The 22118-nt window shown below is 65.9% G+C and carries 20 protein-coding genes and 1 pseudogene; 8 read left to right on the top strand and 13 right to left on the bottom strand.

From position 1 onward, the window contains the following. Window positions 1–5 precede the first annotated feature (5 nt). From ACUZUJ_RS14315 to ACUZUJ_RS14295, 5 genes are read right to left on the bottom strand one after another with little or no spacing between them, the layout of a single operon-like run. Window positions 6–893 carry a DUF4097 family beta strand repeat-containing protein gene (locus ACUZUJ_RS14315; RefSeq protein WP_049443187.1) on the bottom strand — a complete coding sequence of 296 codons (888 nt, stop codon included), beginning with the start codon at window positions 891–893 and terminating at the stop codon, window positions 6–8. Between the two features lie 25 nt (window positions 894–918). Further along, window positions 919–1947, bottom strand: coding sequence for an ABC-2 transporter permease (locus tag ACUZUJ_RS14310; protein WP_014037765.1), 1029 nt, complete (start codon window positions 1945–1947; stop codon window positions 919–921). Beyond that, window positions 1944–2819: an ABC transporter ATP-binding protein gene (locus ACUZUJ_RS14305; RefSeq protein ID WP_014037764.1), complete on the bottom strand. Its 876-nt coding sequence runs from the start codon at window positions 2817–2819 to the stop codon at window positions 1944–1946. Before ACUZUJ_RS14305 ends, ACUZUJ_RS14310 begins: the two co-directional genes overlap by 4 nt. Then, entirely contained in the window at window positions 2819–3178 is a 360-nt protein-coding gene (locus ACUZUJ_RS14300; RefSeq protein ID WP_005410261.1) for a GntR family transcriptional regulator, read from the bottom strand. Before ACUZUJ_RS14300 ends, ACUZUJ_RS14305 begins: the two co-directional genes overlap by 1 nt. 2 nt (window positions 3179–3180) lie before the next feature. After that, the gene (locus ACUZUJ_RS14295) at window positions 3181–3417 is read right to left on the bottom strand and encodes a hypothetical protein (RefSeq protein WP_458219942.1); all 237 of its coding nucleotides are present in this window, start codon (window positions 3415–3417) and stop codon (window positions 3181–3183) included. A gap of 94 nt (window positions 3418–3511) precedes the next feature. On the opposite strand from ACUZUJ_RS14295, the gene ACUZUJ_RS14290 reads away from it, so the two are divergent. The 6 genes from ACUZUJ_RS14290 to ACUZUJ_RS14265 all read left to right on the top strand — a co-directional run bounded on the left by ACUZUJ_RS14290 (window position 3512) and on the right by ACUZUJ_RS14265 (window position 7744). After that, window positions 3512–3760, top strand: coding sequence for a hypothetical protein (locus tag ACUZUJ_RS14290; RefSeq protein ID WP_458219941.1), 249 nt, complete (start codon window positions 3512–3514; stop codon window positions 3758–3760). 23 nt (window positions 3761–3783) lie between these two features. Next, the gene (locus ACUZUJ_RS14285; protein WP_101766425.1) at window positions 3784–4371 is read left to right on the top strand and encodes a glutathione peroxidase; all 588 of its coding nucleotides are present in this window, start codon (window positions 3784–3786) and stop codon (window positions 4369–4371) included. 96 nt (window positions 4372–4467) lie between these two features. Next, window positions 4468–5445 carry an FKBP-type peptidyl-prolyl cis-trans isomerase gene (locus ACUZUJ_RS14280; protein ID WP_014037761.1) on the top strand — a complete coding sequence of 326 codons (978 nt, stop codon included), beginning with the start codon at window positions 4468–4470 and terminating at the stop codon, window positions 5443–5445. 23 nt (window positions 5446–5468) lie between these two features. After that, the gene (locus ACUZUJ_RS14275; RefSeq protein ID WP_049443188.1) at window positions 5469–6818 is read left to right on the top strand and encodes a UDP-glucose dehydrogenase family protein; all 1350 of its coding nucleotides are present in this window, start codon (window positions 5469–5471) and stop codon (window positions 6816–6818) included. Next, complete coding sequence (locus ACUZUJ_RS14270) at window positions 6811–7053, top strand: SlyX family protein (RefSeq protein ID WP_005410256.1); 243 nt, start codon at window positions 6811–6813, stop codon at window positions 7051–7053. The genes ACUZUJ_RS14275 and ACUZUJ_RS14270 overlap by 8 nt, the downstream gene beginning before the upstream one ends. Window positions 7054–7063: 10 nt before the next feature. Then, complete coding sequence (locus ACUZUJ_RS14265) at window positions 7064–7744, top strand: DUF2058 domain-containing protein (protein WP_049443189.1); 681 nt, start codon at window positions 7064–7066, stop codon at window positions 7742–7744. A 48-nt stretch (window positions 7745–7792) separates the two neighbouring features. Here ACUZUJ_RS14265 and ACUZUJ_RS14260 read toward each other — a convergent pair whose 3' ends face one another. The 4 genes and pseudogenes from ACUZUJ_RS14260 to ACUZUJ_RS14245 form a co-directional block, all read right to left on the bottom strand. Then, window positions 7793–8980 carry an MFS transporter gene (locus ACUZUJ_RS14260; protein ID WP_458219940.1) on the bottom strand — a complete coding sequence of 396 codons (1188 nt, stop codon included), beginning with the start codon at window positions 8978–8980 and terminating at the stop codon, window positions 7793–7795. Between the two features lie 85 nt (window positions 8981–9065). Then, window positions 9066–11750 carry a methionine synthase gene (metH, locus tag ACUZUJ_RS14255; RefSeq protein ID WP_458219939.1) on the bottom strand — a complete coding sequence of 895 codons (2685 nt, stop codon included), beginning with the start codon at window positions 11748–11750 and terminating at the stop codon, window positions 9066–9068. A gap of 57 nt (window positions 11751–11807) precedes the next feature. Continuing rightward, complete coding sequence (locus ACUZUJ_RS14250) at window positions 11808–12899, bottom strand: homocysteine S-methyltransferase family protein (protein WP_049443192.1); 1092 nt, start codon at window positions 12897–12899, stop codon at window positions 11808–11810. Between the two features lie 145 nt (window positions 12900–13044). Beyond that, window positions 13045–13842: pseudogene (locus ACUZUJ_RS14245) on the bottom strand (ArsR/SmtB family transcription factor); the annotation flags it as partial. 153 nt (window positions 13843–13995) lie between these two features. Here ACUZUJ_RS14245 and ACUZUJ_RS14240 point away from each other — a divergent pair. Continuing rightward, window positions 13996–15144 carry an acyl-CoA dehydrogenase family protein gene (locus ACUZUJ_RS14240; protein ID WP_458219938.1) on the top strand — a complete coding sequence of 383 codons (1149 nt, stop codon included), beginning with the start codon at window positions 13996–13998 and terminating at the stop codon, window positions 15142–15144. Window positions 15145–15220: 76 nt separating this feature from the next. Here the strand turns inward: ACUZUJ_RS14240 and ACUZUJ_RS14235 are convergent, their stop codons facing one another. After that, window positions 15221–16132, bottom strand: a complete 912-nt coding sequence (locus ACUZUJ_RS14235) for a hypothetical protein (RefSeq protein ID WP_458219937.1) — start codon at window positions 16130–16132, stop codon at window positions 15221–15223. A gap of 251 nt (window positions 16133–16383) precedes the next feature. Between ACUZUJ_RS14235 and ACUZUJ_RS14230 the strand changes: the two genes are divergently transcribed. Then, the gene (locus tag ACUZUJ_RS14230; protein ID WP_075678314.1) at window positions 16384–16671 is read left to right on the top strand and encodes a hypothetical protein; all 288 of its coding nucleotides are present in this window, start codon (window positions 16384–16386) and stop codon (window positions 16669–16671) included. Between the two features lie 153 nt (window positions 16672–16824). Here the strand turns inward: ACUZUJ_RS14230 and ACUZUJ_RS14225 are convergent, their stop codons facing one another. From ACUZUJ_RS14225 to ACUZUJ_RS14215, 3 genes are read right to left on the bottom strand one after another with little or no spacing between them, the layout of a single operon-like run. Continuing rightward, window positions 16825–19998: a multidrug efflux RND transporter permease subunit gene (locus ACUZUJ_RS14225; RefSeq protein WP_510468047.1), complete on the bottom strand. Its 3174-nt coding sequence runs from the start codon at window positions 19996–19998 to the stop codon at window positions 16825–16827. 15 nt (window positions 19999–20013) lie between these two features. Continuing rightward, window positions 20014–21282: an efflux RND transporter periplasmic adaptor subunit gene (locus ACUZUJ_RS14220; protein WP_014037750.1), complete on the bottom strand. Its 1269-nt coding sequence runs from the start codon at window positions 21280–21282 to the stop codon at window positions 20014–20016. Next, window positions 21282–21938 carry a TetR/AcrR family transcriptional regulator gene (locus ACUZUJ_RS14215; protein ID WP_458219936.1) on the bottom strand — a complete coding sequence of 219 codons (657 nt, stop codon included), beginning with the start codon at window positions 21936–21938 and terminating at the stop codon, window positions 21282–21284. The genes ACUZUJ_RS14220 and ACUZUJ_RS14215 overlap by 1 nt, the downstream gene beginning before the upstream one ends. Window positions 21939–22118 lie beyond the last annotated feature (180 nt).

Here is a 22118-nt window from a genome sequence, read left to right as displayed (position 1 = left end):
GGCGGTTACTTGTTGCGGGGCAGGGTGACCGTGCCGCTGACGTTGCGGTGGCCGACATCGCCGCTGCCGCTGTGGTCGACGGTCAGGCTGCCGCGCACGCCATCGACCTGGATGTCCCCCGAACCATGGCTGCGCACATGCACGTTGCCGCCGATCTCGGACAGATCGACATCACCGGAGCCGACCACGCCGACCTCGACGTTGCCCTGCACGCGCTTGAACCCGATATCGCCGGAACCGACGGTGTCCAGCCGCGCGTTGCCGCGGACATCGCTGATCTTCAGGTCGCCCGAACCGACGGTGCCGGTGACCGCATCGCCACCGATGTTGCGCGCCTTGACGTCGCCGGAACCCAGCGACAGCAGGTTCAGCGAGCCGCCGCCGTCGATGTCCAGGTCACCCGAACCCACCGCTGCGTGGATGCTGCCGCGGGTGCCGCGAACGATCGCGTCGCCCGAGCCGACGTCCACGCTCAGCGACTGGGCGTTGTCCACGCTGGCATCGCCGGAGCCGACCTTGAGCTGCAGTGGCAGGTTGTCCGGCACGCTGCCGCGGATGTCCAGCCAGGCATAGCTGTTGCCCAGGCTGATGCCGCTGTGGCGGCCGTCGCGGCGCAGGCTGACGACCAGCTTGTCGCCTTCCCTGCGCTGGTCCAGTACCAGCTGGTCCAGCCATTCCTGGCTGGAGGCACAGGCGCGGCCATCGAGCTGGCCACCGCCCTTGCTGGCGACGACCTTCAGGTCATGCTGGTTCACCTCCAGCACCACCGCCTTGGCGCCGGCCACATCCAGCTTCAGCGTGCGGGCGGCGGTGAACTTGCAGTTCGGAGCATCGGCGGCCAGCGCCGACAGCGGCAACAGCAACAACGCAGAACAGGCGAGCAGGGAACGCATGGGTGGTGCCTCCGGGTGGATGGAATCAGATCTCGCCGGCGCGCTTGCGCAGGCGGATGGCAAGGACGATGAACACGACACCGACGGCGGCGCCGATCCACAGCTCCGGCATCGCCAGCGATTTCAGCTGCGAGGCCGGCGACATCAGGCTGACCACCGATTCAAGATCGCGACGCGTGCCTTCCTCGGCGCTGAGGCGATACACCAGGTCGGTGCCCGGTACGCCGCCCAGCAACAGGCGGCCGACGATGTTCTGCCAGAACCAGCCGGTGGTCAGGCCGATCAGCGGCATCACCTTGGTGGTGCTGACAATGACGCCGGCGAACAGCGGCAGCATCACTGCCCACAGGAACGGCTTGGTACGGGCCCAGGCCGAGCACAGCAGCAGCCAGCCGGCGGTGGGCAGGGCCCACAGGGCGTAGACCGGGATCCAGGCCAGGTGACCGGCGGCCAGGGTCAGCGGGCTGGCCGGGCCCCAGATCAGGGTCATCGGGCTGCCACCGTGCATCAGCGCGACGATGCTGATCACCAGCATGAAGCCGAACATGGTGATGATGCCGGCGATCACCGCGATCAGCGGGGCCACGACCAGTGCGCTGATCACCTTGGACAGCACGGTCTGGGTGTCCGACAGCGGCAGCGACTTCCAGAACAGGATGCTGCGGTCGCGACGGTCGTCGTACAAGGCGCCCAGGCAGTAGAAGAACACCACGAAGGCCAACACCAGGAACGGCCAGGCCGAGCTGAGCACCAGGGTCAGGTCGAGGCCGTTGCCGAGGTCGGTCAGGTCCTTGGCGCTGATGTCGCGGGTCAGCAGGGCCAGGTCCAGGCCGTTGATGTTCACGCTCTCGCCGTCGACATGCAGTGCACCGTTGCGGGCTGCACGGTTCAGCGCAAACAGACCGAAGGCGATGCCGACGGTGCTCATCACCAGCGAGATCAGACCGGCGATCAGCGGCGCATACAGGAAGCCGCCACGGTTCTCCCAGTACTCGCGCTTGAGCAGCCAGCGCAGGGTGCCCATCGGGCTGACGGGGTGGTTGACGGCATTCATGCGTAGGTCCCCTTCATGATGGCGACGAACAGGTCGGCCAGGCCCGGGCTGCGGGTCTCGCCAAGGGTGGAGAGCTGGGTGCGCGGCACGCCATCGAACAGCATCACGGTCTTGCCGAACGTCAGGCTGCGCTCGTCGATCGGCTTCAGCGCCCGCGCGGTCTCCAGCTGGTCGGCGTTGACCAGCAGTTCGGTGTAGCGCTGGCCGACATCGTCCATTTCTGCATCGAGCACGATGCGGCCATCACGGATGAACATGACGTCGCTGAGGATGTGCTCGATCTCCTCCACCTGGTGGGTGGTGACGATGATGGTCTTCTGTTCGTCGAAATAGTCTTCCAGCAGGCGCTGGTAGAACTCCTTGCGGTACAGGATGTCCAGGCCCAGGGTGGGTTCGTCCAGCACCAGGATGCGGGCATCGATGGCCATCACCAGCGCCAGGTGCAGCTGCACGATCATGCCCTTGGACAGTTCGCGCACGCGCTGCTTCGGCTGCAGCTTGGTGTTGGCCAGGAAGCGCTCGCAGCGGGCGCGGTCGAAGCGCGGGTGCACGCCGGCCACGAAATCGATCGCCTCGCGGACCTTCAGCCAGCGCGGCAGCACGGCGACGTCGGCAATGAAGCAGATGTCGTTCATCAGCTCGTCGCGGTGCAGCCGCGGGTCGCGGCCGAGCACGCTCAGCTCACCTTCCACCGAAGTCAGGCCGAGGATGGCCTTCAGCGCGGTGGTCTTGCCGGCGCCGTTGGGCCCGATCAGGCCGACGATGCGCCCGCTCGGAATGCTGAAGCTGGCATTGTCGAGGGCAACGGTGGTCTTGTAGGCCTTGCGCAGGCCTCGGGCGGTGATGACCGGTTCACTTGCAGTGCTATTCATCAGACTTTCCCCTGGGGCAGCAATTCGTCGAGGCTCAGGCCCAGGCGCTGGATACGCTCCAGCACCGCCGGCCATTCTTCGTTGAGAAAGCGCTCGCGCTCGCTGCTGCGAAGCTGCGTGGCCGCCTGCTCGGTCATGAACATGCCCAGGCCGCGGCGCTTCTCGACCAGGCCTTCATCGGCCAGTTCCTGGTAAGCGCGCGAAACGGTGATGGGGTTGAGCTGGTAGTCGGCGGCCACCTGGCGCACCGAAGGCAGGGCATCACCCGGCTTGAGGATTCCGTCGAGCATCATGGCGATCACGCGCTCCTTCAACTGACGGTAGATGGGAGCGCCGTCGCTCCACTGGATGTCGCTCATATTCAGCTCCGTGGGGTCAGCGGCTGTGCGAACGAGAAATACGGCATGGACAGGGAGCTGTGCAGCCGACGCGGGGGAGGGGCGGAGGGATCGGCGTTCCCGGCCGGTGAAACAGATGCGTCCTGCGCACTGTCGGCGGAGGCGGGGGCGGTTGGCATGGCCAGCCAGGCCAGCACGATCAGGGTCGAAACAGCAGCGGCCGCGGGTGCGGTGAGGTTGCGACGGATCCGGGCGTTCATGGCTTCCCCCTGTCTCAGGTGACTGGTGTTGTATGCAACTATAACACCGGCACGCCTAAGTGCAACCCCTTGCCGTCCCCAACTGATGGCACGGGTGGTCAAGTTGCTGAAATATCCCATTATCTCTTTGATTGAAAAGGGAAATAAAATTGTCGTGCGGGCCGATCAAGCCCTGCCTTCCATTCAGCGTTGTCCATGCTATGTCATCCCTGCGCCGTTGCTGGTGGGTTCTGCCGGGAAAGGCCACGCCACGCAAAGCCACTGGCGCTCGCCGCAACAAGGGGGAGAGGAGCCCGGTGCTATAGTTCGGCCGATTCCCGGCCGCTACCGGCCGGCCCTGTGAATGGCTACCGCGGACTGTTCTCGATGCCTCTGCCGACCGTTATCCCGCGCCGCCTGCGCGGCCTGTCCCTGCTGACCCTGCTGGTGGCCGGCTTGACCGGTTCCGCCCATGTGCTGGCGGCCGATCTGCTGGACCTGGAGTACCGCCCGCTGGCCAGCAAGCAGCAGGTCAACCTGCAGCAGCGCTACCACGGGCAGGTACTGCTGGTGGTCAATACCGCAAGCAAGTGCGGCTATACCCCTCAGTACGAAGGCCTGGAGGCGCTGCAGAAGCGCTATGCCGGCCGCGGCTTTGCCGTGCTCGGTTTCCCGTCCAACGATTTCAAGGGCCAGGAGCCGGGTGACGAGAAGCAGATCCAGGATTTCTGCACGCTTACCTACGGCGTCAAGTTCCCGATGTTCGAGAAGGTGCACGTCGTCGGTGCGCAGGCCACGCCGCTGTACCAGCGGCTGACCGCAGCCACCGGCGTGGCGCCGGGCTGGAACTTCCACAAGTACCTGGTCGGCCGCGATGGCAAGGTCATCGCCCAGTTCGCCAGCAAGGTGACGCCGGACGATCCACAGCTGACCGCGGCGATCGACAAGGCGCTGGCCGCCGCCGCTACGCATTGATATCCGGCACGGATGCCTCGACATCTCGGGCATGCGTGCGACAATGTTTCTTTTCGCGCCGACGTCGGCGCCCAGACACTTCCAGGAATGCAGCGAATGAAGATGGGAATGCGCGGCGCCGCGGCGTCGGTTCTGATTCTGGCGATGGGCACTTCGGGTGTCGCTCTGTCGCAACAACCGGCTGCCCCCGCGGCCGCCAAGGAGACCGCAACCTTGAATTCCCCCAAGCAGAAGCTCGGCTACGCCATCGGCCTGGATGTCGCCAAGTCGTTCACCCCGATCGCCGATGAGATCGATGTGGCCGCGCTGCGCACCGCCGTGGAGCGTTCGTTCGAAGGCCTGCAGCCGCAGATCACCCAGGAACAGGCCAAGGCCACCGATGCCGCGCTGCGCCAGGTCGTTATGGCCCGCAGTGGCCAGCAGGTGCCGGGCATGGCGCCGGGTTCGCAGCCGCCGAAGGTCGATCGCGTCAAAGTGTCGCAGATGATCGGTTCGTACTCGGTCGGCCCGTCGCTGGCACAGCTGAAGGACGACATCGATGTCGCCTCGCTGTTTGACGCGATCAGCACCGGCCTGAGCAAGGGTCAGCCGAAGATGACGGAAGCTGACGCGACCGCCACCATCCAGGCCTTCATGGGCAGCAAGCAGGCCGAAATGCAGGCCAAGGCCGCCGCCGCCGCGCAGACCAACCGCGAGGAAGGCAACGCGTTCCTGGCCAAGAACAAGACCCAGCCGGGCGTGGTGACCACCCCGTCGGGCCTGCAGTACCAGATCATCCGCCCGGGTAGCGGCGAGCGTCCGCTGCCGAGCAGCAAGGTGCGCGTGAACTACGAAGGCAAGCTGCTCAACGGCACCGTGTTCGACAGCTCCTACGGTCGCCAGCCGGCTGAGTTCGGCCTGGACCAGGTGATCAAGGGCTGGACCGAAGGCGTCGCGCTGATGCCGGTCGGTTCGAAGTACCGCTTCTGGATCCCGGGCGAGCTCGCCTACGGTGAGAACGGTACCCCGGGTGGCCCGATCGGCCCGAACGCGACTCTGACGTTCGACGTCGAGCTGCTGGGCGTCCTGCCGTAAGCGACCACGGAGCCTGCACGGACATGCGCGTTGCGATTTTCGGTACCGGTTATGTAGGGCTGGTGACCGGTACCTGCCTGGCCGACGTCGGCCACCAGGTGGTCTGCGTCGATATCGACCAGGCCAAGGTCGATGGCCTCAACCAGGGCATCATCCCGATCTATGAGCCGGGCCTGGAGCCGATGGTGAAGGCCAACCACGCCGCGTCGCGGCTGGCGTTCACCACCGATGCCGCGGCCGCGATCGGCCACGGCCAGGTCGTGTTCATCGCCGTCGGCACGCCGCCGGACGAGGATGGCAGCGCCGATCTGCAGTACGTGCTGGCCGTGGCCCGCACCATCGGCCGGCACATGAGCGTGCCGACCGTGGTGGTCAACAAGTCGACGGTGCCGGTGGGCACCGCCGACAAGGTACGTGCCGCCATTGCCGCAGAGCTGGCGGCACGTGGCGCCGACATCGCCTTCGACGTGGTGTCCAACCCGGAATTCCTGAAGGAAGGCGACGCCGTTGCCGACTGCATGCGCCCGGATCGAATCATCATCGGTGCGACCAGTGCCGAGTCGGTGGCGGTGATGCGGCGCCTGTATGCACCGTTCAACCGCAACCACGATCGTGTGGTGGAAATGGACGTGCGTTCGGCCGAACTGACCAAGTACGCCGCCAACGCGATGCTGGCGACCAAGATTTCGTTCATGAACGAAATCGCCAACATCGCCGAGCGTGTCGGCGCCGATGTCGAGCAGGTCCGCCAGGGCATCGGCTCGGATCCGCGCATCGGCTGGCATTTCATCTACCCGGGGGCCGGCTACGGCGGCTCGTGCTTCCCCAAGGATGTGCAGGCGCTGGCCCGCACCGCGCAGCAGGCCGGCCTGGAGCCGAAACTGCTGAACGCGGTGGAAGCGGTCAACGATGCGCAGAAGGGCCATCTGTTCGCCCTGATCCAGCGTCATTACGACAAGGGTGAAGACGAAGGCGTGCGTGGCAAGACCTTTGCCGTGTGGGGCCTGGCGTTCAAGCCAAACACCGACGACATGCGCGAAGCCTCCAGCCGTCGCCTGCTGGCGCAGCTGTGGGAAGGTGGTGCGACGGTGCGTGCCTACGATCCGGAGGCGATGCACGAGTCGCAGCGCATCTTCGGCGAACGCGATGACCTGGTGTTCTGCAGCAATGCCAACGAGGCGCTGCAGGGCGCCGATGCACTGGTCGTGGTGACCGAGTGGAAGCAGTTCCGCAGCCCCGATTTCCAGAAGCTGCGCGAGCAGCTGAAGGACGCGGTGGTGTTCGACGGCCGCAACCTGTACGAGCCGGCGGATGTGGAAGCAGCGGGCCTGGCGTATTACGGCATTGGCCGGGGGCGCTCGCTGCATGTCTGATCTGCTGCCAACCGAACGCGAGCAGGCGCTGGAAGCGCGCCTGGTCGAACTGGAAATGCGCGTGTCCTTCCAGGAACAGGCGCTGGCCGAACTGAGCGATGCGCTGGCCGATGCCCGCATGCAGGGCATGCGCAACGCCGACGTGCTGCGCGTGCTGCTGGAAGACCTGGGCAAGGTCCGCAACGCGCTGAATTCTTCCGATCCGGCGAGCGAACCGCCGCCGCCGCACTACTGATCCGAATCCTATGAGCGATACCCTCCGCGACCAGCTGATGGGCCTGGGCTTCAAGCCTGCGCCCAAGCCCGAGCGCAAGAATGATGGCCCCCGCCGTGATGGCCGCCCGCAGGGCAAGGGTGGCAACGGCAATGGAAAGCCGCAGGGCGCTGGCAAGGGCGAGCACAAGCCCGGCGAGCGTCGTGGGCATGGCCATGGCGGCCCGGGCAAGCCCGGCCAGTCGCGTGGCCCGGGCCAGCAGGGCCCGCGCAAGCCGCGCAGCGCCGAAGAGATGGACCTGGCCAAGGCCTACGCCATCCGTGCGCAGAAGGAAAAGGAAGAGCGCATCGAGACCGAGCGCCTGAAGCAGGAAGAGGCGCGGGTGCGCCGCGAGGCCAAGGCCAAGCTGGAAGAGCTGCTGAAGGACAAGGGCCTGAATGCCGAAGCGGCGGACATTGCCCGCCACTTCCCGTACGGCGGCAAGATCAAGCGCATCTACGTGACCGCCGAACAGCTGACCGCGCTCAACGCCGGCGAGCTGGGTGTGGTCCAGCTCAATGGCCGCTACCTGCTGGTGACCGCCGAGGTGCTGGCGCAGTCCGAAGCGGTGTTCGCCGCGTCGGTGGCACTGAAGGTCGATCCGAATGCGCCGGCCGAGGAAGATCCGTACGCAGACCCGCAATACCAGGTGCCGGACGACCTGGTCTGGTAAACGGGCCTGCAGGATGATCGAAACGCCGGGCATTTCCCGGCGTTTTCGTTATGGAGTGTGCGCGGCGCTGCGGCGCGCGCGGATCAGCGGCAGGCTCAGCGCGAAGAAGCACAGCAGTGCACCGACCAGAGCGAAGCCACTGCCGGCCAGGAATGCGGTGCGACCGTCGTCTATTTTCCAAAGCTGGCCGGCGATGAGCGCACCCAGCACGCCACCGACGCCGGACGAGAATCCGTACAGCAGCCCCTGGCCATGCGCATTGAGGCGGCCGGGGAAGTAGGTCGCCAGCATCTGCATCGCCGCAGCGAAGAACGCCGCAAAGCCCAGCGCGTGCGCAGTCTGCGCCAGCAGCATCACCGGCAGGTTTTCCGGGAACAGTGCGGTCACGGCCCAGCGCAGGCAGGAACTGACCAGCGCGATCAGCAGCATCCAGCTGGCGTCATAGCGGCGGAAGAAGCGGCCGATGGTGAAGAACACGCCTACTTCGAAGACCACGCCGATGGTCCACAACAGGCCCAGGGTGGAGGTGCGGTAGCCATGATGGTCCATGTAGACCGAGAAGAACGTGTAGTACGGGCCGAAAGACAGCTGCTCCATGAAGGCGGCCAGGAAGAACGCCAGCACCGGCGGTCGGCGCACGATCTGCCAGAAGCCGTTGGCGTCGCCGTCAGTCTTGCCGATACTGCGCGCGTAGTGGTTGCTGAAGGCCGAGGCGACCAGCAGCGCGAACAGGGGCAGCATCATCCACGGCAGCAGCCCGGCGCGGCTGGTCGTGCCGTCACCTTCGATCAGCCAGCCGAACAGGGTCACGACAGCGATGAAGCCGAGCGAGCCCCAGACCCGGATCAACCCGTAGCGATGGCTGTCACTGCCGAGGTGGGTGAGTGTGATCGACTCGAACTGCGGCATCACAGCGTTGTAGAAGAAGCAGAACACCACCATCGCCGGGTACATCCACGGCTGTGGCAGTGGCAGCAGGAATGCGGCGAAGCTGAGCAGGGTCAGCACACAGCCGACGCGCAGCAAGCGGATCGGTCGCGCTGATGCGGCCGCCAGCGAAGTCCAGGTGCTGGGCGCGATCACCCGGGTGGCGTACCACAGGCCCATCATTACGCTGATGGCGGTCACGCTCATGCCGCGCGCGGTCAGGAACAGGCTCCAGTACGGAGTGAACGCGCCCAGCGCCGCGTAGTAGAACAGGTAGAAGCTGGAAAGGCGGGCAACGGGAACGGTCATCGCGGAATGATGAGGCAAAAAGGGGACGGAGGGGATCAAGTCGTCTGTGCACAAACGACTTGATCCCCTCCGTCCCGTTTTCATGTCATTCGGGGTCGTAGTCGAGGTTGGAGGCCAGCCAGCGTTCGGCCTGGGCACGGTCCACGCCCTTGCGGCGGGCGTAGTCGCTGACCTGTTCGCGGCTGAGGCGGCCGACCACGAAGTACTGGCTCTGCGGATGGCTGAAGTAGTAGCCCGAAACGGCCGCCGTGGGCAGCATCGCGAAGCTCTCGGTCAGTTCCATGCCGGCGTTCGCTTCGGCCTGCAGCAGGTCGAACAGGCGGCGTTTTTCGCTGTGCTCCGGGCAGGCGGGATAGCCCGGCGCGGGGCGGATGCCACGGTACTGCTCGTCGATCAGGGCTTCGTTGTCCAGCGTCTCGGCGCGCTCATGGCCCCAGAACTCGGTACGCACGCGCTGATGCAGGCGCTCGGCCAGTGCCTCGGCGAAGCGGTCGGCGAGGGCCTTCAGCAGGATCGCGTTGTAGTCGTCATGCTCGGCCTCGAAGCGCGCGACGTGCGCGTCGATGCCGATACCGGCAGTGACCGCGAACGCGCCGATCCAGTCCTGCTTGCCACTGTCGGCGGGCGCGATGAAATCGGCCAGGCAGAAATCCGGGCGCTCGGCCGGCTTGTCCACCTGCTGGCGCAGGAAGTGCAGGGTGGTTTCGCCCTGCGGGTGCTGTACGCGCACGTCGTCGCCGATGCTGTTGGCCGGCCACAGGCCGAACACGGCCTTGGCGGTCAGCCATTTCTCATCGACGATGCGCTCGAGCATCGCGCGGGCGTCCTCGTACAGTTCGCTGGCCTGGGTGCCGACGATCTCGTCGGTGAGGATGGCCGGGAACTTGCCGGCCAGCTCCCAGGCCTGGAAGAACGGCGTCCAGTCGATGTAGTCGACCAGTTCGGCCAGCGGGTAGTCGTCGAATACGTGCAGGCCGGGCTGGTCCGGTGCCGGTGGCGTGTAGCTGTCCCAGCCGCCCTGGAATTTCTGCCCGCGCGCATGTTCCAGCGTGACCAAGCGCTTGGCGTCGCCGCGGTTGCGGTGGCGTGCGCGGATTTCGGCATAGTCGGCTTCGTTGGTGGCGACGAAGGCCTCGCGCAGGTCGCGCGAGATCAGCGACTGGGCCACGCCCACCGCGCGCGAGGCATCCTTCACCCACACCGTGGGTGCCTTGTAGTGGGGGTCGATCTTCAGCGCAGTGTGCGCGCGCGAGGTGGTGGCGCCGCCGATCAGCAGCGGCAGGTCGAAGCCCTGGCGCTCCATCTCGCGGGCGACGTGGCTCATCTCCTCCAGCGACGGGGTGATCAGTCCGGACAGGCCGATCAGGTCGGCGTTGTGCTCGCGAGCGGCATCGAGGATCTTCTGTGCCGGCACCATCACGCCGAGGTCGACCACTTCGAAGTTGTTGCAGGCCAGGACCACGCCGACGATGTTCTTGCCGATGTCATGCACATCGCCCTTCACCGTGGCCATGATGATCTTGCCGTTGCTCTTGGCGGTGTCACCGCTGCGCGCTTTCTCCGCCTCGATGTACGGCAGGAGGTAGGCCACGGCCTTCTTCATCACGCGCGCGGATTTCACCACCTGCGGCAGGAACATCTTGCCGGCACCGAACAGGTCGCCCACGATGTTCATGCCGTCCATCAACGGGCCCTCGATCACGTCCAGCGGGCGGCTGGAGGCCTGCCGGGCCAGCTCGGTGTCTTCCTCGACATAGGCATCCAGGCCGTGCACCAGCGCATGTGCCAGGCGCTGCGCGACCGGCTTCTCGCGCCAGGCGAGGTCTTCGGTCTTCGCCGCGCCCTTCTTGCCCTTGTAGCGCTCGGCGATTTCCAGCAGTCGCTCGGTGGCATCGCTGCGGCGGTTGAGGATCACGTCCTCGACGCGCTCGCGCAGCTCCGGCTCCAGCTCGTCGTAGATCGGCATGGCGCCGGCGTTGACGATGCCCATGTCCATGCCGGCGGCGATGGCGTGGTACAGGAACACCGAGTGGATGGCCTGACGCACCGTTTCGTTGCCGCGGAACGAGAACGAGACGTTGGAGACGCCGCCGGAGACGTGGCAGTGCGGCAGCGTCTGCTTGATGATGCGGGTGGCTTCGATGAAGTCCACCGCATAGTTGTCGTGCTCTTCGATGCCGGTGGCGACGGCGAAGATGTTCGGGTCGAAGATGATGTCCTGCGGCGGGAAGCTGATCTCGTCGACCAGGATGCGGTAGGCGCGGGTGCAGATCTCGACCTTGCGCGCACAGGTATCGGCCTGCCCGCTTTCGTCGAACGCCATCACCACCGCGGCGGCACCGTAGCGCAGCACCTTGCGCGCGTGCTCGCGGAACAGCGCCTCGCCTTCCTTCAGCGAGATCGAATTGACCACGCTCTTGCCCTGCAGGCACTTCAGGCCGGCTTCGATCACGCTCCACTTGGAGGAGTCGACCATGACCGGGATGCGGGCGATATCCGGCTCGGACATGATCAGGTTGAGGTAGCGGGTCATCGCCGCTTCCGAATCGATCAGGCCCTCGTCCATGTTGACGTCGAGGATCTGCGCGCCGCTGGCGACCTGCTGGCGGGCCACGTCCACCGCTTCTTCGTAGCGGCCTTCCTTGATGAGCTTGCGGAACTGCGCGCTGCCAGTGACGTTGGTGCGTTCGCCGACGTTGATGAACAGCAGGTCCGGAGTGATGACCAGGGGTTCCAGGCCGGACAGGCGGGTAGGGCGGACAGGCGTCATGGCAGGCGTCGGCTCAACAGCAATAGGGCGGGAAGTGCGGAACGGTGGCGGCGACATTCATGCGGCCTGCTCCTGGACACCGGGCAGGGCGCGCGGCGGCAGCCCGGCCACGGCCTGGGCGATCGCACGGATGTGGTCGGGTGTGGAGCCGCAGCAGCCGCCGACCAGGTTCAACAGGCCATCCTCGGCGAAACCACGCAGGGTGCCGGCCATGTCCTCGGGCGTCTCGTCGTACTCGCCGAAGGCATTGGGCAGGCCTGCGTTGGGATGCGCACTGACGTAGCAGTCGGCGACCTGTGAGAGGGTTTCCACGTGCGGGCGCATCGCATCGGCGCCCAACGCGCAGTTCAAGCCGATCGACAGCGGGCGCGCATGCGCCAGTGACGCATGGAAGGCCTCGGCGGTCTGTCCGGACAGCGTGCGCCCGGAGGCATCGGTGATGGTGCCGGAGATCATCACCGGCAGGCGTGCGCCACGGGCGTCGAAGGCCTCCTCCAGTGCATACAGCGCGGCTTTCGCGTTGAGGGTATCGAAGATGGTTTCGACCATGAGGGTGTCGGCGCCGCCGTCGATCAGGCCCTCGATGGCTTCGCGATAGGTGTCGCGAAGCTCGTCGAAGCTGGTGTTGCGGAAGCCGGGATCATTGACGTCGGGGCTGATCGAGGCGGTGCGGCTGGTAGGGCCGATCACCCCGATCACGAAGCGCGGTTTGCCCGGCGTGGTCGCGGCCACGGCATCGCAGCAGGTGCGTGCGACCGCGGCCCCGGCTTTGTTCAGCTCGTATACCAGGTGTTCGAGGTGGTAGTCGGCCTGGCTGACCGACGTGGCGTTGAAGGTGTTGGTCTCGACCAGATCCGCGCCGGCATCCAGGTAGGCGGTATGGATGTCGGCGATGACCTGCGGCCGGGTCAACAGCAGCAGATCGTTGTTGCCCTTCAGGTCATGGCCTTCCGGCGCGCCGTGGTCGCAGCCGGGGCCGTGCGCATGGTCATAGCCACCGGCGAAACGCTCGCCGCGGTAGTCGTCTTCCTGCAGGCCATGGCGCTGGATCATGGTGCCCATCGCACCGTCGATGATCAGGATCCGCTCGCGCAGGGCGTCGAGCAGGGCATTGGCACGATCAGGATGCAACCAGGGCAGGGCGGGCATGGCGGTCTCGGGCTCAGGGCTTGTTGGCGATCAGCGAAATCACTTCGAAGTGCGGCGGACGCTTCTCGCGGGTGACCGTCTCCAGGCTGGACACCTGCAGGCCGGCCTTGTCGACGAACTTGCGCAGCTCCTTGTCGCTGAAGCCGAGGTTGACGTGGCCGTAGGCCTCCACCGCCGCCTTGTGCTCGTGGCGGGCCAGGCTGCACAGCAGCAGGCGGCCGCCCGGGCGCAGCACGCGTGCGGCCTCGGTCACCGCCTGCGCCGGTTTGCTGGCGTAGGTCAGCGCGTGCATCAGCACCACCAGGTCGAAGCTGCCGTCCTTGAACGGCAGGGCATGCATGTCGCCCTCGCGCACCTCCACATTGGGCAGCCGGCGCAGGCGCTCGCTGGCGGCCGCGACCACGCGCGCGCTGGTATCGATGCAGATGTAGCGCTTGGCGTGGGGGGCGACCAGTTCGGCCAGCACGCCGTCACCGGAGGCGATGTCCAGCACGTCGCCGGTTTCCAGCAACGGCAAGGCGGTGCGCGCCAGCGCCTCCCAGGTACGGCCCGGAGAGTAGTGGCGTTCCATGTCGCCGGCCACGCTGTCGGCCCAGTTCTGGTCCGAGGCGCGGTGGGCCAGTACTGCAGCCACGCGCTCGGCGTCCTGCCGCAGCAACGGGTCGTCGCTTCCGTTGCTCAAGGCATGCCACAATGCACGCTGCGCTGGGTCCAGCTGGGCCTCGTCGAAGCGGTAGTAGGCCGACACGCCGGCACGGCGGTCGCGGACCAGGCCGGCTTCCTTCAGGCGCGCCAGGTGGGTGGACACGCGCGGCTGCGCCAGCCGGGTGATCGCCGACAGTTCGGCCACGGTCAGTTCCTCCTGCTCCAGCAGCGCCAGCAGGCGCACGCGGGTGGCATCGGCGAACACCTTCAGGCGGGTCGACCAGTCTTCCAGATCCATAAATATCTACCTATCGCGATATAGAGATATATTCGCCGAGAAGGCCTGCCGCGGTCAAGTCGCCAGCGTACGGAAGCATCCGGGCCCCGGTACAATCGGGGCACCTGGGCGCGCCGTATGCGGCCCATAACTTCATGTACCCGGGAGGGTGTTGTGGATTTCAGCTTTACCGAAGAGCAGTTGATGCTGCAGGACGTGGCGCGGCGCATCGCGCAGGAAAAGATCGCCCCCAGCGCGGAGCACCATGACCGCACCGGCGAGTTCCCGCTGGACAACATCCGCCTGCTGGGCGAGAACGGCCTGATGGGCATCGAAGTGCCGACCGAATACGGCGGTGCGGGCATGGACCCGGTTGCGTACGTGCTGGCGATGGTGGAGGTCGCCGCCGCCGACGCAGCCCACTCGACCATCATGTCGGTCAACAACTCGCTGTTCTGCAACGGCATCCTCACCCATGGTACCGAGCAGCAGAAGCAGACCTACGTGCGTGCCATCGCCGAAGGCATGGCCATCGGCGCGTTTGCGCTGACCGAGCCGCAGTCCGGCTCCGATGCCACCGCCATGCGCTGCCGCGCGGTGAAGCAGGCCGACGGCACCTTCGTCATCAATGGCAAGAAGAGCTGGATCACCTCCGGCCCGGTGGCCAAGTACATCGTGCTGTTCGCGATGAGCGAGCCGGACAAGGGCGCGCGCGGCATCACCGCCTTCATCATCGATACTGACAAGGCCGGTTTCGGTCGTGGCAAGACCGAGCCCAAGCTCGGTATCCGTGCCTCGGCCACCTGCGAGATCGAGTTCAACGATTACGTGGCACAGGCCGAAGACGTGCTGGGCCAGGAAGGCGAGGGCTTCAAGATCGCGATGAGCGTGCTCGATGCCGGCCGCATCGGTATCGCCTCGCAGGCCATCGGCATCGCCCGTGCTGCCTATGAAGCGACCCTGGCGTACGTGAAGGAGCGCAAGGCGTTCGGCGCGGCCATCGGTACCTTCCAGATGACCCAGGCCAAGATCGCCGACATGAAGTGCAAGCTGGACGCAGCGCTGCTGCTGACCCTGCGCGCGGCATGGGTGAAGGGCCAGGGCAAGCGCTTCAGCACCGAAGCAGCGGTGGCCAAGCTGACCGCTTCGGAAGCGGCGATGTGGATCACCCACCAGGCCGTGCAGATCCACGGCGGTATGGGCTATTCCAAGGAAATGCCGCTGGAGCGCTACTTCCGTGATGCGAAGATCACCGAGATCTACGAGGGCACCTCGGAGATCCAGCGCCTGGTGATCGCCCGCAACGAGACCGGGCTGCGCTGAGTTGCATGGCCGCGCCGCCGCAAGGGCGGCGCGGCCCCCTGCCATGCAGGGATGACGACATCCCACCGGCAGCGCGTCAGCGCGGCACATCGCACTGGAGTTGCCTGCCATCCCAGCGGCAGATGGGGCCGGACGGCGCTGCGCCCGGATTGATGATGATCTGCACGCCATACAGGTGCGCTGAATCCAGCCAGTTCTGGTAGCTCTGTTCGTCATTGAAGTGATAGGCGCCAGAGTAGCCTTCGCCGGTTTCGGCATTGGATGCCGCGCCATCGGGAATGCGGTTGCCGCTGGCATCCACGCTTTCGCCGGAAACGTATCGGGCTCTGTCGACGGAGTCCGGTGAGATCACCAGCCTGGTCCGGGAGCCATCGCGCCAGGTGATGACATAGGTCACCGTCTGCACCCCGAACAGCTTGCTGACCCAGCTCAGGACGATCGAAGAGAGGGTGGTGGCCAGCGAGTTCCACGCCGCGTGTTCGCTGTTGGCGCCGCTGAAGGCCTGGCCAACGGCGAGTTCCAGCTGGCTGCGGTAGGTTGCCGAATGGACCACGTCATAGGCGTTGAGGTCTTTCATTGCTGGCGGGAAGGTGATCCCGTTCGCGCTCTGTGGATCGTCGGGGTGGATGGGGACGACGGCGCCGTTGCCGAAGGCTTGCGGGACGAACTGTGTCCCGGATGCAATGTGGCCCTGCGGCAGTGCAAGGATCCGCTTGAACGTCGCGGTCACTTCCGCTGGGACCGCTGTGGGAACGGCACGATAGCGCCGTAGCTCGCGGTCATATTCCACGGTGTAGCCATTGAGCCGACGCTGGTCCGGGTCGACCACGACCGTCAGGCCCACTCCGGACTGGAGTGCGGCCGAGCGCGGGTCGGCGCAGGGGCTGCAGGGCACGACGCCGCCGGCACGGGCGGGCGATTGTGAGGCGATGGCAGCTGCAAGCAGGAGGCAGGCGGCGAGCCGCTGACTGCGAGGAAAGCCGGGCATGGGAGCTCCTTGTACAGTCCATTGAAGGAGCGACATGGATAGCGTCGCCACGCGAGCAGCGTTGCGAGGCAGTTCACACCTTCTTCGGCTGTGTTGGCAGGCGTCAACGATCGCCGCAGATGACCTGGACGAGCCGGCACGAGCCGACAGCCGCTGTCTGGCAGCGTTGAAGTGGCTGGCCGGCACTGGATGATCACGACAGCGTTGGCCTTCCCACTACAATGCCATCCGCTTTCACGGAGAACGTGCAGATGATCTACCGCGGTTGGGGAATCATGACGCTGGTGACGCCGATTGCAGCGATCCTGCTGCTGGCGTACTTCTTCCCGCATGACGGCCCCAAGGGCAATATTCCGCTGCAGCAGGTGCTGCTGGGGGCAGGTATCGGCGCAACCGTGAACGTGCTGCTGGGCCTGTGGCTCAACCGTGCGCCCCGGCAGAAGGGCGAGGCTGCGCGCCATCATTTCTTCTTCGTACCGATGCAGTGGGCCGCGCTGGTTCTGGTGGCGGTGTGCGTGGTGGTCGCACTGCTGCGCTGAGGCGCTGCCCGAACAGCGCCAACCAAGGTTGGCGGCTACCGGCCATGCTGTTGTTCCTGTAGAGGCCAACCTTGGTTGGCAGGAATTCAAAAGCGGCAAGAAAAAAAGGCCCCGGATCACTCCGGGGCCTTTTCGTTTCAGCGCACTGCCGGATCAACGATCCGGGCGGTGTGCAGCATCCGCGTCGCGCTGGCGTTCCATGAACTCCTTGGACGGTTCATCCAGCTTGTCACCCAGCATGCGGCGCACGACCACGAAGAACACCGGGATCATCAGCAGGCCGAGCAGGGTGGCGAACAGCATGCCGCCGATCACGCCGGTACCGATGGCGTGGCGGGAGTTGGCGCCGGCACCGGTGGAGATCGCCATCGGGATCACGCCCATGATGAACGCGAACGAGGTCATCAGGATCGGGCGGAAGCGCAGGCGGGCCGCTTCGATGGTGGCATCGCGCAGGTTCCTGCCGGCTGCGCGCTGCTCCACCGCGAACTCCACGATCAGGATCGCGTTCTTCGCCGCCAGGCCGATCACGGTGATCAGGCCGATCTTGAAGAACAGATCGTTGGGCAGGCCGCGCAGCATCGACAGGCCGAGGGCACCGAGCACGCCCAGCGGCACGACCAGCAGCACCGCCACCGGGATCGACCAGCTTTCGTACAGGGCCGCAAGGCAGAGGAACACCACCACGATGGACAGCACCAGCAGCAGCGTCGCGGCATTGCCGGCCAGGATTTCCTGGTAGGACATGCCGGACCAGTCGTAGCCGAAGCCGGCCGGCAGGTTGTCGTTGACGATGCTCTCCATGGTCTGCATCGCTTCACCCGAGCTGGTGCCCGGGGCCTGCGAGCCGACGATGTTGATCGCCGAGTAGCCGTTGTAGCGGCTCAGCGACGGCGGTGCCGACACCCATTCGGACTTGACCACCGTGTTGAGCGGGATCATCGCGTTGGTGCCGTCGGCATTGGTGGTCAGGCTGGACGGGCTGTAGAAGCTCTTCAGCGATTCCTGGCCGGTGCGGTACGGGCCATCGGCCTGCATGGTCACGCGCTTGATGCGGCCTTCGTAGAAGAAGTCGTTGACGTACACCGGGGCCAGCATCAGCTGGATGGTGCTGTACACGTCCGATACCGACATGCCCATCGACTGCGCCTGCACGCGGTCCACGTGCAGCTGCAGCTGCGGGGCGTTTTCCAGCCCGTTCGGACGCACGCCGACCAGTGCTTCGGGCTTCTGCGCAGCCTTGCCCAGCAGGATGTTGCGCGCCTGGGTCAGCTGTTCGTAGCCGGCACCACTGCGGTCCTGCAGCCACATGTCGAAGCCGCCGAACTGGCCGAGGCCCTGCACGGTGGGCAGGTTGACCACGAAGATCTGCGCTTCCTTGATGCCGTAGAACGCGCCGTTCATGTTCTGGATGAACTCGGGCGCGGTGAACTTGCGTTCCTCCCACGGTTTCAGGCGGATGAAGCCCATGCCCACATTCTCGCCGGAACCGACGAAGCTGAAGCCGGCCACCTGCAGCATGCCTTCATAGCCATCCTGCTTTTCCAGGATGCCACGCATCTGCGCGAACACTTCGTTGGTCTGGCCCTTGGTCGAGCCCGGCGGCAGCTGCACGATCGCCAGCGCATAGCCCTGGTCTTCTTCCGGCAGGAAGCTGCCCGGCATGCGGGTGAACAGGAAGCCGCACAGCGCGGTCAGCACCACGAACAGGATCATCCAGCGCGGCGCATGGCGCACCGCCGAGGTGATGTGGCCCACATAGGTGTGGCTGATCTTGTCGTAGTACTTGTTGAAGGTGCGGTAGACGATGTTCGGGTTGTCGTTGTGCGTCGGCTTGAGGAAGGTCGCGCACAGCGCCGGGGTGAAGCCCAGGGCCAGGAACGCCGAGAACGCCATCGAGATGGCGATGGTCAGCGCGAACTGCTTGTAGATCTCACCGGCGGCGCCGCCCTGCAGGGCGGACGGGATGAACACCGCAGCCAGCACGACGGTGATCGCCACCACCGCGCCGGTGATCTGGGTCATCGCCTTCTGCGTGGCCGGCTTCGGCGCCAGGCCTTCCTCGGTCATGATGCGTTCGACGTTCTCGATCACCACGATCGCGTCATCGACCACGATGCCGATCGCCAGCACCATCGCGAACAGGGTCAGCTGGTTGATCGTGAAGCCGATCATCCACATGCCCAGGAAGGTGCCGAGCAGGGCCACCGGGATGACCAGGGTCGGGATCAGCGTCGCGCGGAAGTTCTGCAGGAAGATCAGCATCACCAGGAACACCAGGAACACTGCTTCAAACAGTGTCTTGACCACTTCCTGGATAGAGATCTTGACGAAGGTGGTGCTGTCGTACGGCGAGAACCAGGTCACGCCGGACGGGAAGCTGGGCTGCAGCTCGTCCATCTTGGCGCGCACCGCATCGGCCACGTTCAGGGCGTTGGCGCCCGGCAGCAGCTGGATGGCGAAGGCGCCGGTCGGCTTGCCGTTGTACTGGGTGTCGAAGCCGTAGTTGTTGGCACCGAAGGCAACGCGGGCGATGTCCTTCAGCAGCACGCGCGAACCGTCAGCGTTGGCGCGCAGGATGATGTTCTCGAACTCCTGCGGCGAGCTGAAGCGGCCTTCGGCCGAGACCGTGGCGGTGAAGTGCTGGCCTTCCGGCGACGGGTCCGAACCCAGCGCACCGGCAGCGAACTGCACGTTCTGCGCACGCACCGCGGCCAGCACCTGGCTGGCCGACAGGCCGTAGCCCTGCATCTTTTCCGGGTTCAGCCAGATGTTCATGGCGTACTCGGAACCGAACTGCTGGGTGCTGCCGACGCCGGGGATACGCGAGACCTGGTCGAGCACGCGCGAACCGACGATGTCGTTCAGGGCATCACGGTTGATGGCCGGCGTATCGGACTGCAGCGCGATCACCATCAGGAAGCCGGCGTTGGCCTTGGCCACCACCACGCCCTGCTGGGTCACTTCCGAAGGCAGTCGTGGCGTGGCCAGCGAGACCTTGTTCTGCACCTGCACCTGGGCGATGTCCGGATCGGTACCGGTCTCGAAGGTCAGGGTGATCTGCGCACGGCCGTTTGAGGCCGACGAGGAACTGAAGTACAGCAGGTGATCGATACCGGTCAGCTGCTGCTCGATCACCTGGGTGACCGATTTCTCGGTGGTGTCCGCGCTGGCGCCCGGGTAGGTCGCCGAGACGGTGACCTGCGGCGGGGCGATGTTGGGATAGGACTCCACGCCCAGGTTGAGGATCGCGATCACGCCGCTGAGCGAGATCAGGATCGCAACCACCCAGGCGAAAACTGGATGCTCGATGAAAAATTTAGGCATGACGGAAGGTTCCCGTTACTGCTTGTTCGAATCGGTGGCGGCCGGCTTGGCCGCATCGGCCTGCTCGGGCTTGGCCGCGTCGGCCGGTGCCTTGCCTGCAGCCGGTGCTGCGCCCGCCGGAGCGGCGCCGCCTGCGGCAGGCTTGCCGTTGGCGTCCTGCCCCGGGGTCCACGGCTTGGCCACCGCCGGTGCACCTTCCTTGACCTTCTGCACGCCGGCCACGATCACCTTGTCACCGGCGGCCAGGCCGTCGCTGACCAGCCAGTTGCCGTTCTGCGCGCCATCGGTCTTCACGTTCTTGCGCACGACCTTGCCGTCGGCACCGACCACCATCACGTAGCCGCCGGTGGTGTCGCGCAGCAGGGCCTGCTGCGGCACCAGGTAGGCGTTGTTGCGCTCGCCCAGGTTGGCCTGGAAGCTGACGAAGGCACCCGGCAGCAGGATCTGCTGCGGGTTCGGCAGCAGCGCGCGCAGCGACACCGCACCGGTGGCCGGGTCGACCGTGGTCGAGGAGAAGTCCAGCGTGCCCGGCTCGCCATAGGTGCTGCCGTCGGCCAGCTTGACGTTGACCGTGGCCTTGCCGTCGCCGGACAGCGCCAGCGCGCCCTTGGCCTGCTGCGCGCGCAGCTGGGTCAGTTCATCCACGCTCAGCGAGAAGTTGACGTACAGCGGGTCGAGCTGGTCGACGGTGGTCAGCAGGGTCACGTCGCCCTGGCCGACCAGCGCGCCCTCGGTGACCTGCTGCTTGTTGGCCACGCCGCTGATCGGCGCGGTCACTTCGGTGTAGCCCAGGCTGATGCGCGAGGAGGTCACCGATGCTTCGGCCTGCTTGACCGCGGCCAGCGCGGTGCGCTCGGCCGATTCGGCATTGTCCAGGTCGGCCTTGGAGACGAACTGCTGCGGGGCCAGCGAACGTGCGCGGTCGGCGGCGACCTTGGCGTTGGCGTAGGTCGCGCGGGCCGAGGCCAGCTGCGCCTCGGAGGCATTGAGCGAGGCACGCAGCGGCGCCGGGTCGATCAGGAACAGGGTCTGGCCCTGCTTGACCTGCGAGCCTTCCTGGTAGACGCGCTTGAGCAGCACGCCGGGCACGCGTGCGCGGACGTCGGCGCTGCGGAACGGCGACAGGCGGCCGACCAGCTCGCGCTGCAGCGGCAGGGTCTGCGGCTTGGCGTCGATCACGCCCACCTCCGGCGGCGGGGGCATCTGCTGTTCCGGCTTCTTGCAGGCAGCCAGAGCGACAGCAACGGCGCACGTCAAGGCAAGGGTGCGGAGTGGGGCGGTCATCAGGAGGAACTCCGGGGTTGGTTTGTAGACGGGGCCGGCGACGGCTGTGGCGCGAACGCGCGCAGGAAGCTGTCGACGGAGAACTCTGCCCAGCGCCGACGCAGGAGCGCGTCATCACGATGGGGGGTATGGAAGCGCTGTTTGTCGAAATCCTGACCGGCGATCATGCTCAGCAGCAGTTCGGCCATGAAGTGCGGGTCGTCATGCCGGAGCTGGCCTTGCATGCAAACGGTTTCAATCCATTCAGCAAGATGAAGCGTCAGCGCGCCGGCACCATGCCGGTACAGCGTACGCGCCTCTTCGGGAAACTGGGCCGCCTCGGCCGCAATCAGCCGGCAGGCCTGTCCTACGTGCGGTTGGTTGAAATGCTCCAGGAAGTAGGTGGCGAACTGGAGCAGGCTGGCACGCAGGTCGTCACCGCGGAGTGCACGCAGCATGGCCCCGGTGGCGTGGCCGACGTGGCGCTGCATCACCCGGCGCAGCAGTTCCTGCTTGCTGCCGTAGCGCGAGTACAGGGTCTGCTTGGAGCAGCCGGCATGCTGGGCCACCGCGTCCATGCTCATCTGCATGCCCTGCTGGGCCAGCAGTTCGCGCACGGCATCGAACACGCGCTCATCGCGCGCGTCGAGGGCAACGGGGAGGTAGGCCGGGTTCACGCGGTGGACTATACCGTCCAGTTCAGGATTGTGGAATCGAATCGGCGTCGCTGCGTGTGTCTTCCGGTAACACGCTTTGCCGATCCTGTCGGCAGTGCTGAAGCAGGCGCCAGCTCCATACCGGAGCGAACTGAATAGGCGTCTAAACCGCAGCAAACCCGAATCTGGTTATTCCGTCCT

This window comes from Stenotrophomonas sp. S4 (assembly GCF_054187805.2).
The sequence above is the reverse complement of the archived record's forward strand: the minus strand, read 5'-3'. Positions and strand labels throughout refer to the sequence as shown.

Excerpts from the sequence above, each read along its gene's own strand:
- ACUZUJ_RS14280 (WP_014037761.1), top strand. The coding sequence starts at position 4,468 with ATGAAGATGGGAATGCGCGGCGCCGCGGCGTCGGTTCTGATTCTGGCG.
- ACUZUJ_RS14315 (WP_049443187.1), bottom strand. The coding sequence starts at position 893 with ATGCGTTCCCTGCTCGCCTGTTCTGCGTTGTTGCTGTTGCCGCTGTCG.
- ACUZUJ_RS14305 (WP_014037764.1), bottom strand. The coding sequence starts at position 2,819 with ATGAATAGCACTGCAAGTGAACCGGTCATCACCGCCCGAGGCCTGCGC.
- ACUZUJ_RS14285 (WP_101766425.1), top strand. The coding sequence starts at position 3,784 with ATGCCTCTGCCGACCGTTATCCCGCGCCGCCTGCGCGGCCTGTCCCTG.
- ACUZUJ_RS14270 (WP_005410256.1), top strand. The coding sequence starts at position 6,811 with ATGTCTGATCTGCTGCCAACCGAACGCGAGCAGGCGCTGGAAGCGCGC.
- ACUZUJ_RS14265 (WP_049443189.1), top strand. The coding sequence starts at position 7,064 with ATGAGCGATACCCTCCGCGACCAGCTGATGGGCCTGGGCTTCAAGCCT.
- ACUZUJ_RS14250 (WP_049443192.1), bottom strand. The coding sequence starts at position 12,899 with ATGCCCGCCCTGCCCTGGTTGCATCCTGATCGTGCCAATGCCCTGCTC.
- ACUZUJ_RS14260 (WP_458219940.1), bottom strand. The coding sequence starts at position 8,980 with ATGACCGTTCCCGTTGCCCGCCTTTCCAGCTTCTACCTGTTCTACTAC.
- ACUZUJ_RS14225 (WP_510468047.1), bottom strand. The coding sequence starts at position 19,998 with ATGCCTAAATTTTTCATCGAGCATCCAGTTTTCGCCTGGGTGGTTGCG.
- ACUZUJ_RS14230 (WP_075678314.1), top strand. The coding sequence starts at position 16,384 with ATGATCTACCGCGGTTGGGGAATCATGACGCTGGTGACGCCGATTGCA.
- ACUZUJ_RS14310 (WP_014037765.1), bottom strand. The coding sequence starts at position 1,947 with ATGAATGCCGTCAACCACCCCGTCAGCCCGATGGGCACCCTGCGCTGG.
- ACUZUJ_RS14295 (WP_458219942.1), bottom strand. The coding sequence starts at position 3,417 with ATGAACGCCCGGATCCGTCGCAACCTCACCGCACCCGCGGCCGCTGCT.
- metH (WP_458219939.1), bottom strand. The coding sequence starts at position 11,750 with ATGACGCCTGTCCGCCCTACCCGCCTGTCCGGCCTGGAACCCCTGGTC.
- ACUZUJ_RS14220 (WP_014037750.1), bottom strand. The coding sequence starts at position 21,282 with ATGACCGCCCCACTCCGCACCCTTGCCTTGACGTGCGCCGTTGCTGTC.
- ACUZUJ_RS14300 (WP_005410261.1), bottom strand. The coding sequence starts at position 3,178 with ATGAGCGACATCCAGTGGAGCGACGGCGCTCCCATCTACCGTCAGTTG.
- ACUZUJ_RS14275 (WP_049443188.1), top strand. The coding sequence starts at position 5,469 with ATGCGCGTTGCGATTTTCGGTACCGGTTATGTAGGGCTGGTGACCGGT.
- ACUZUJ_RS14235 (WP_458219937.1), bottom strand. The coding sequence starts at position 16,132 with ATGCCCGGCTTTCCTCGCAGTCAGCGGCTCGCCGCCTGCCTCCTGCTT.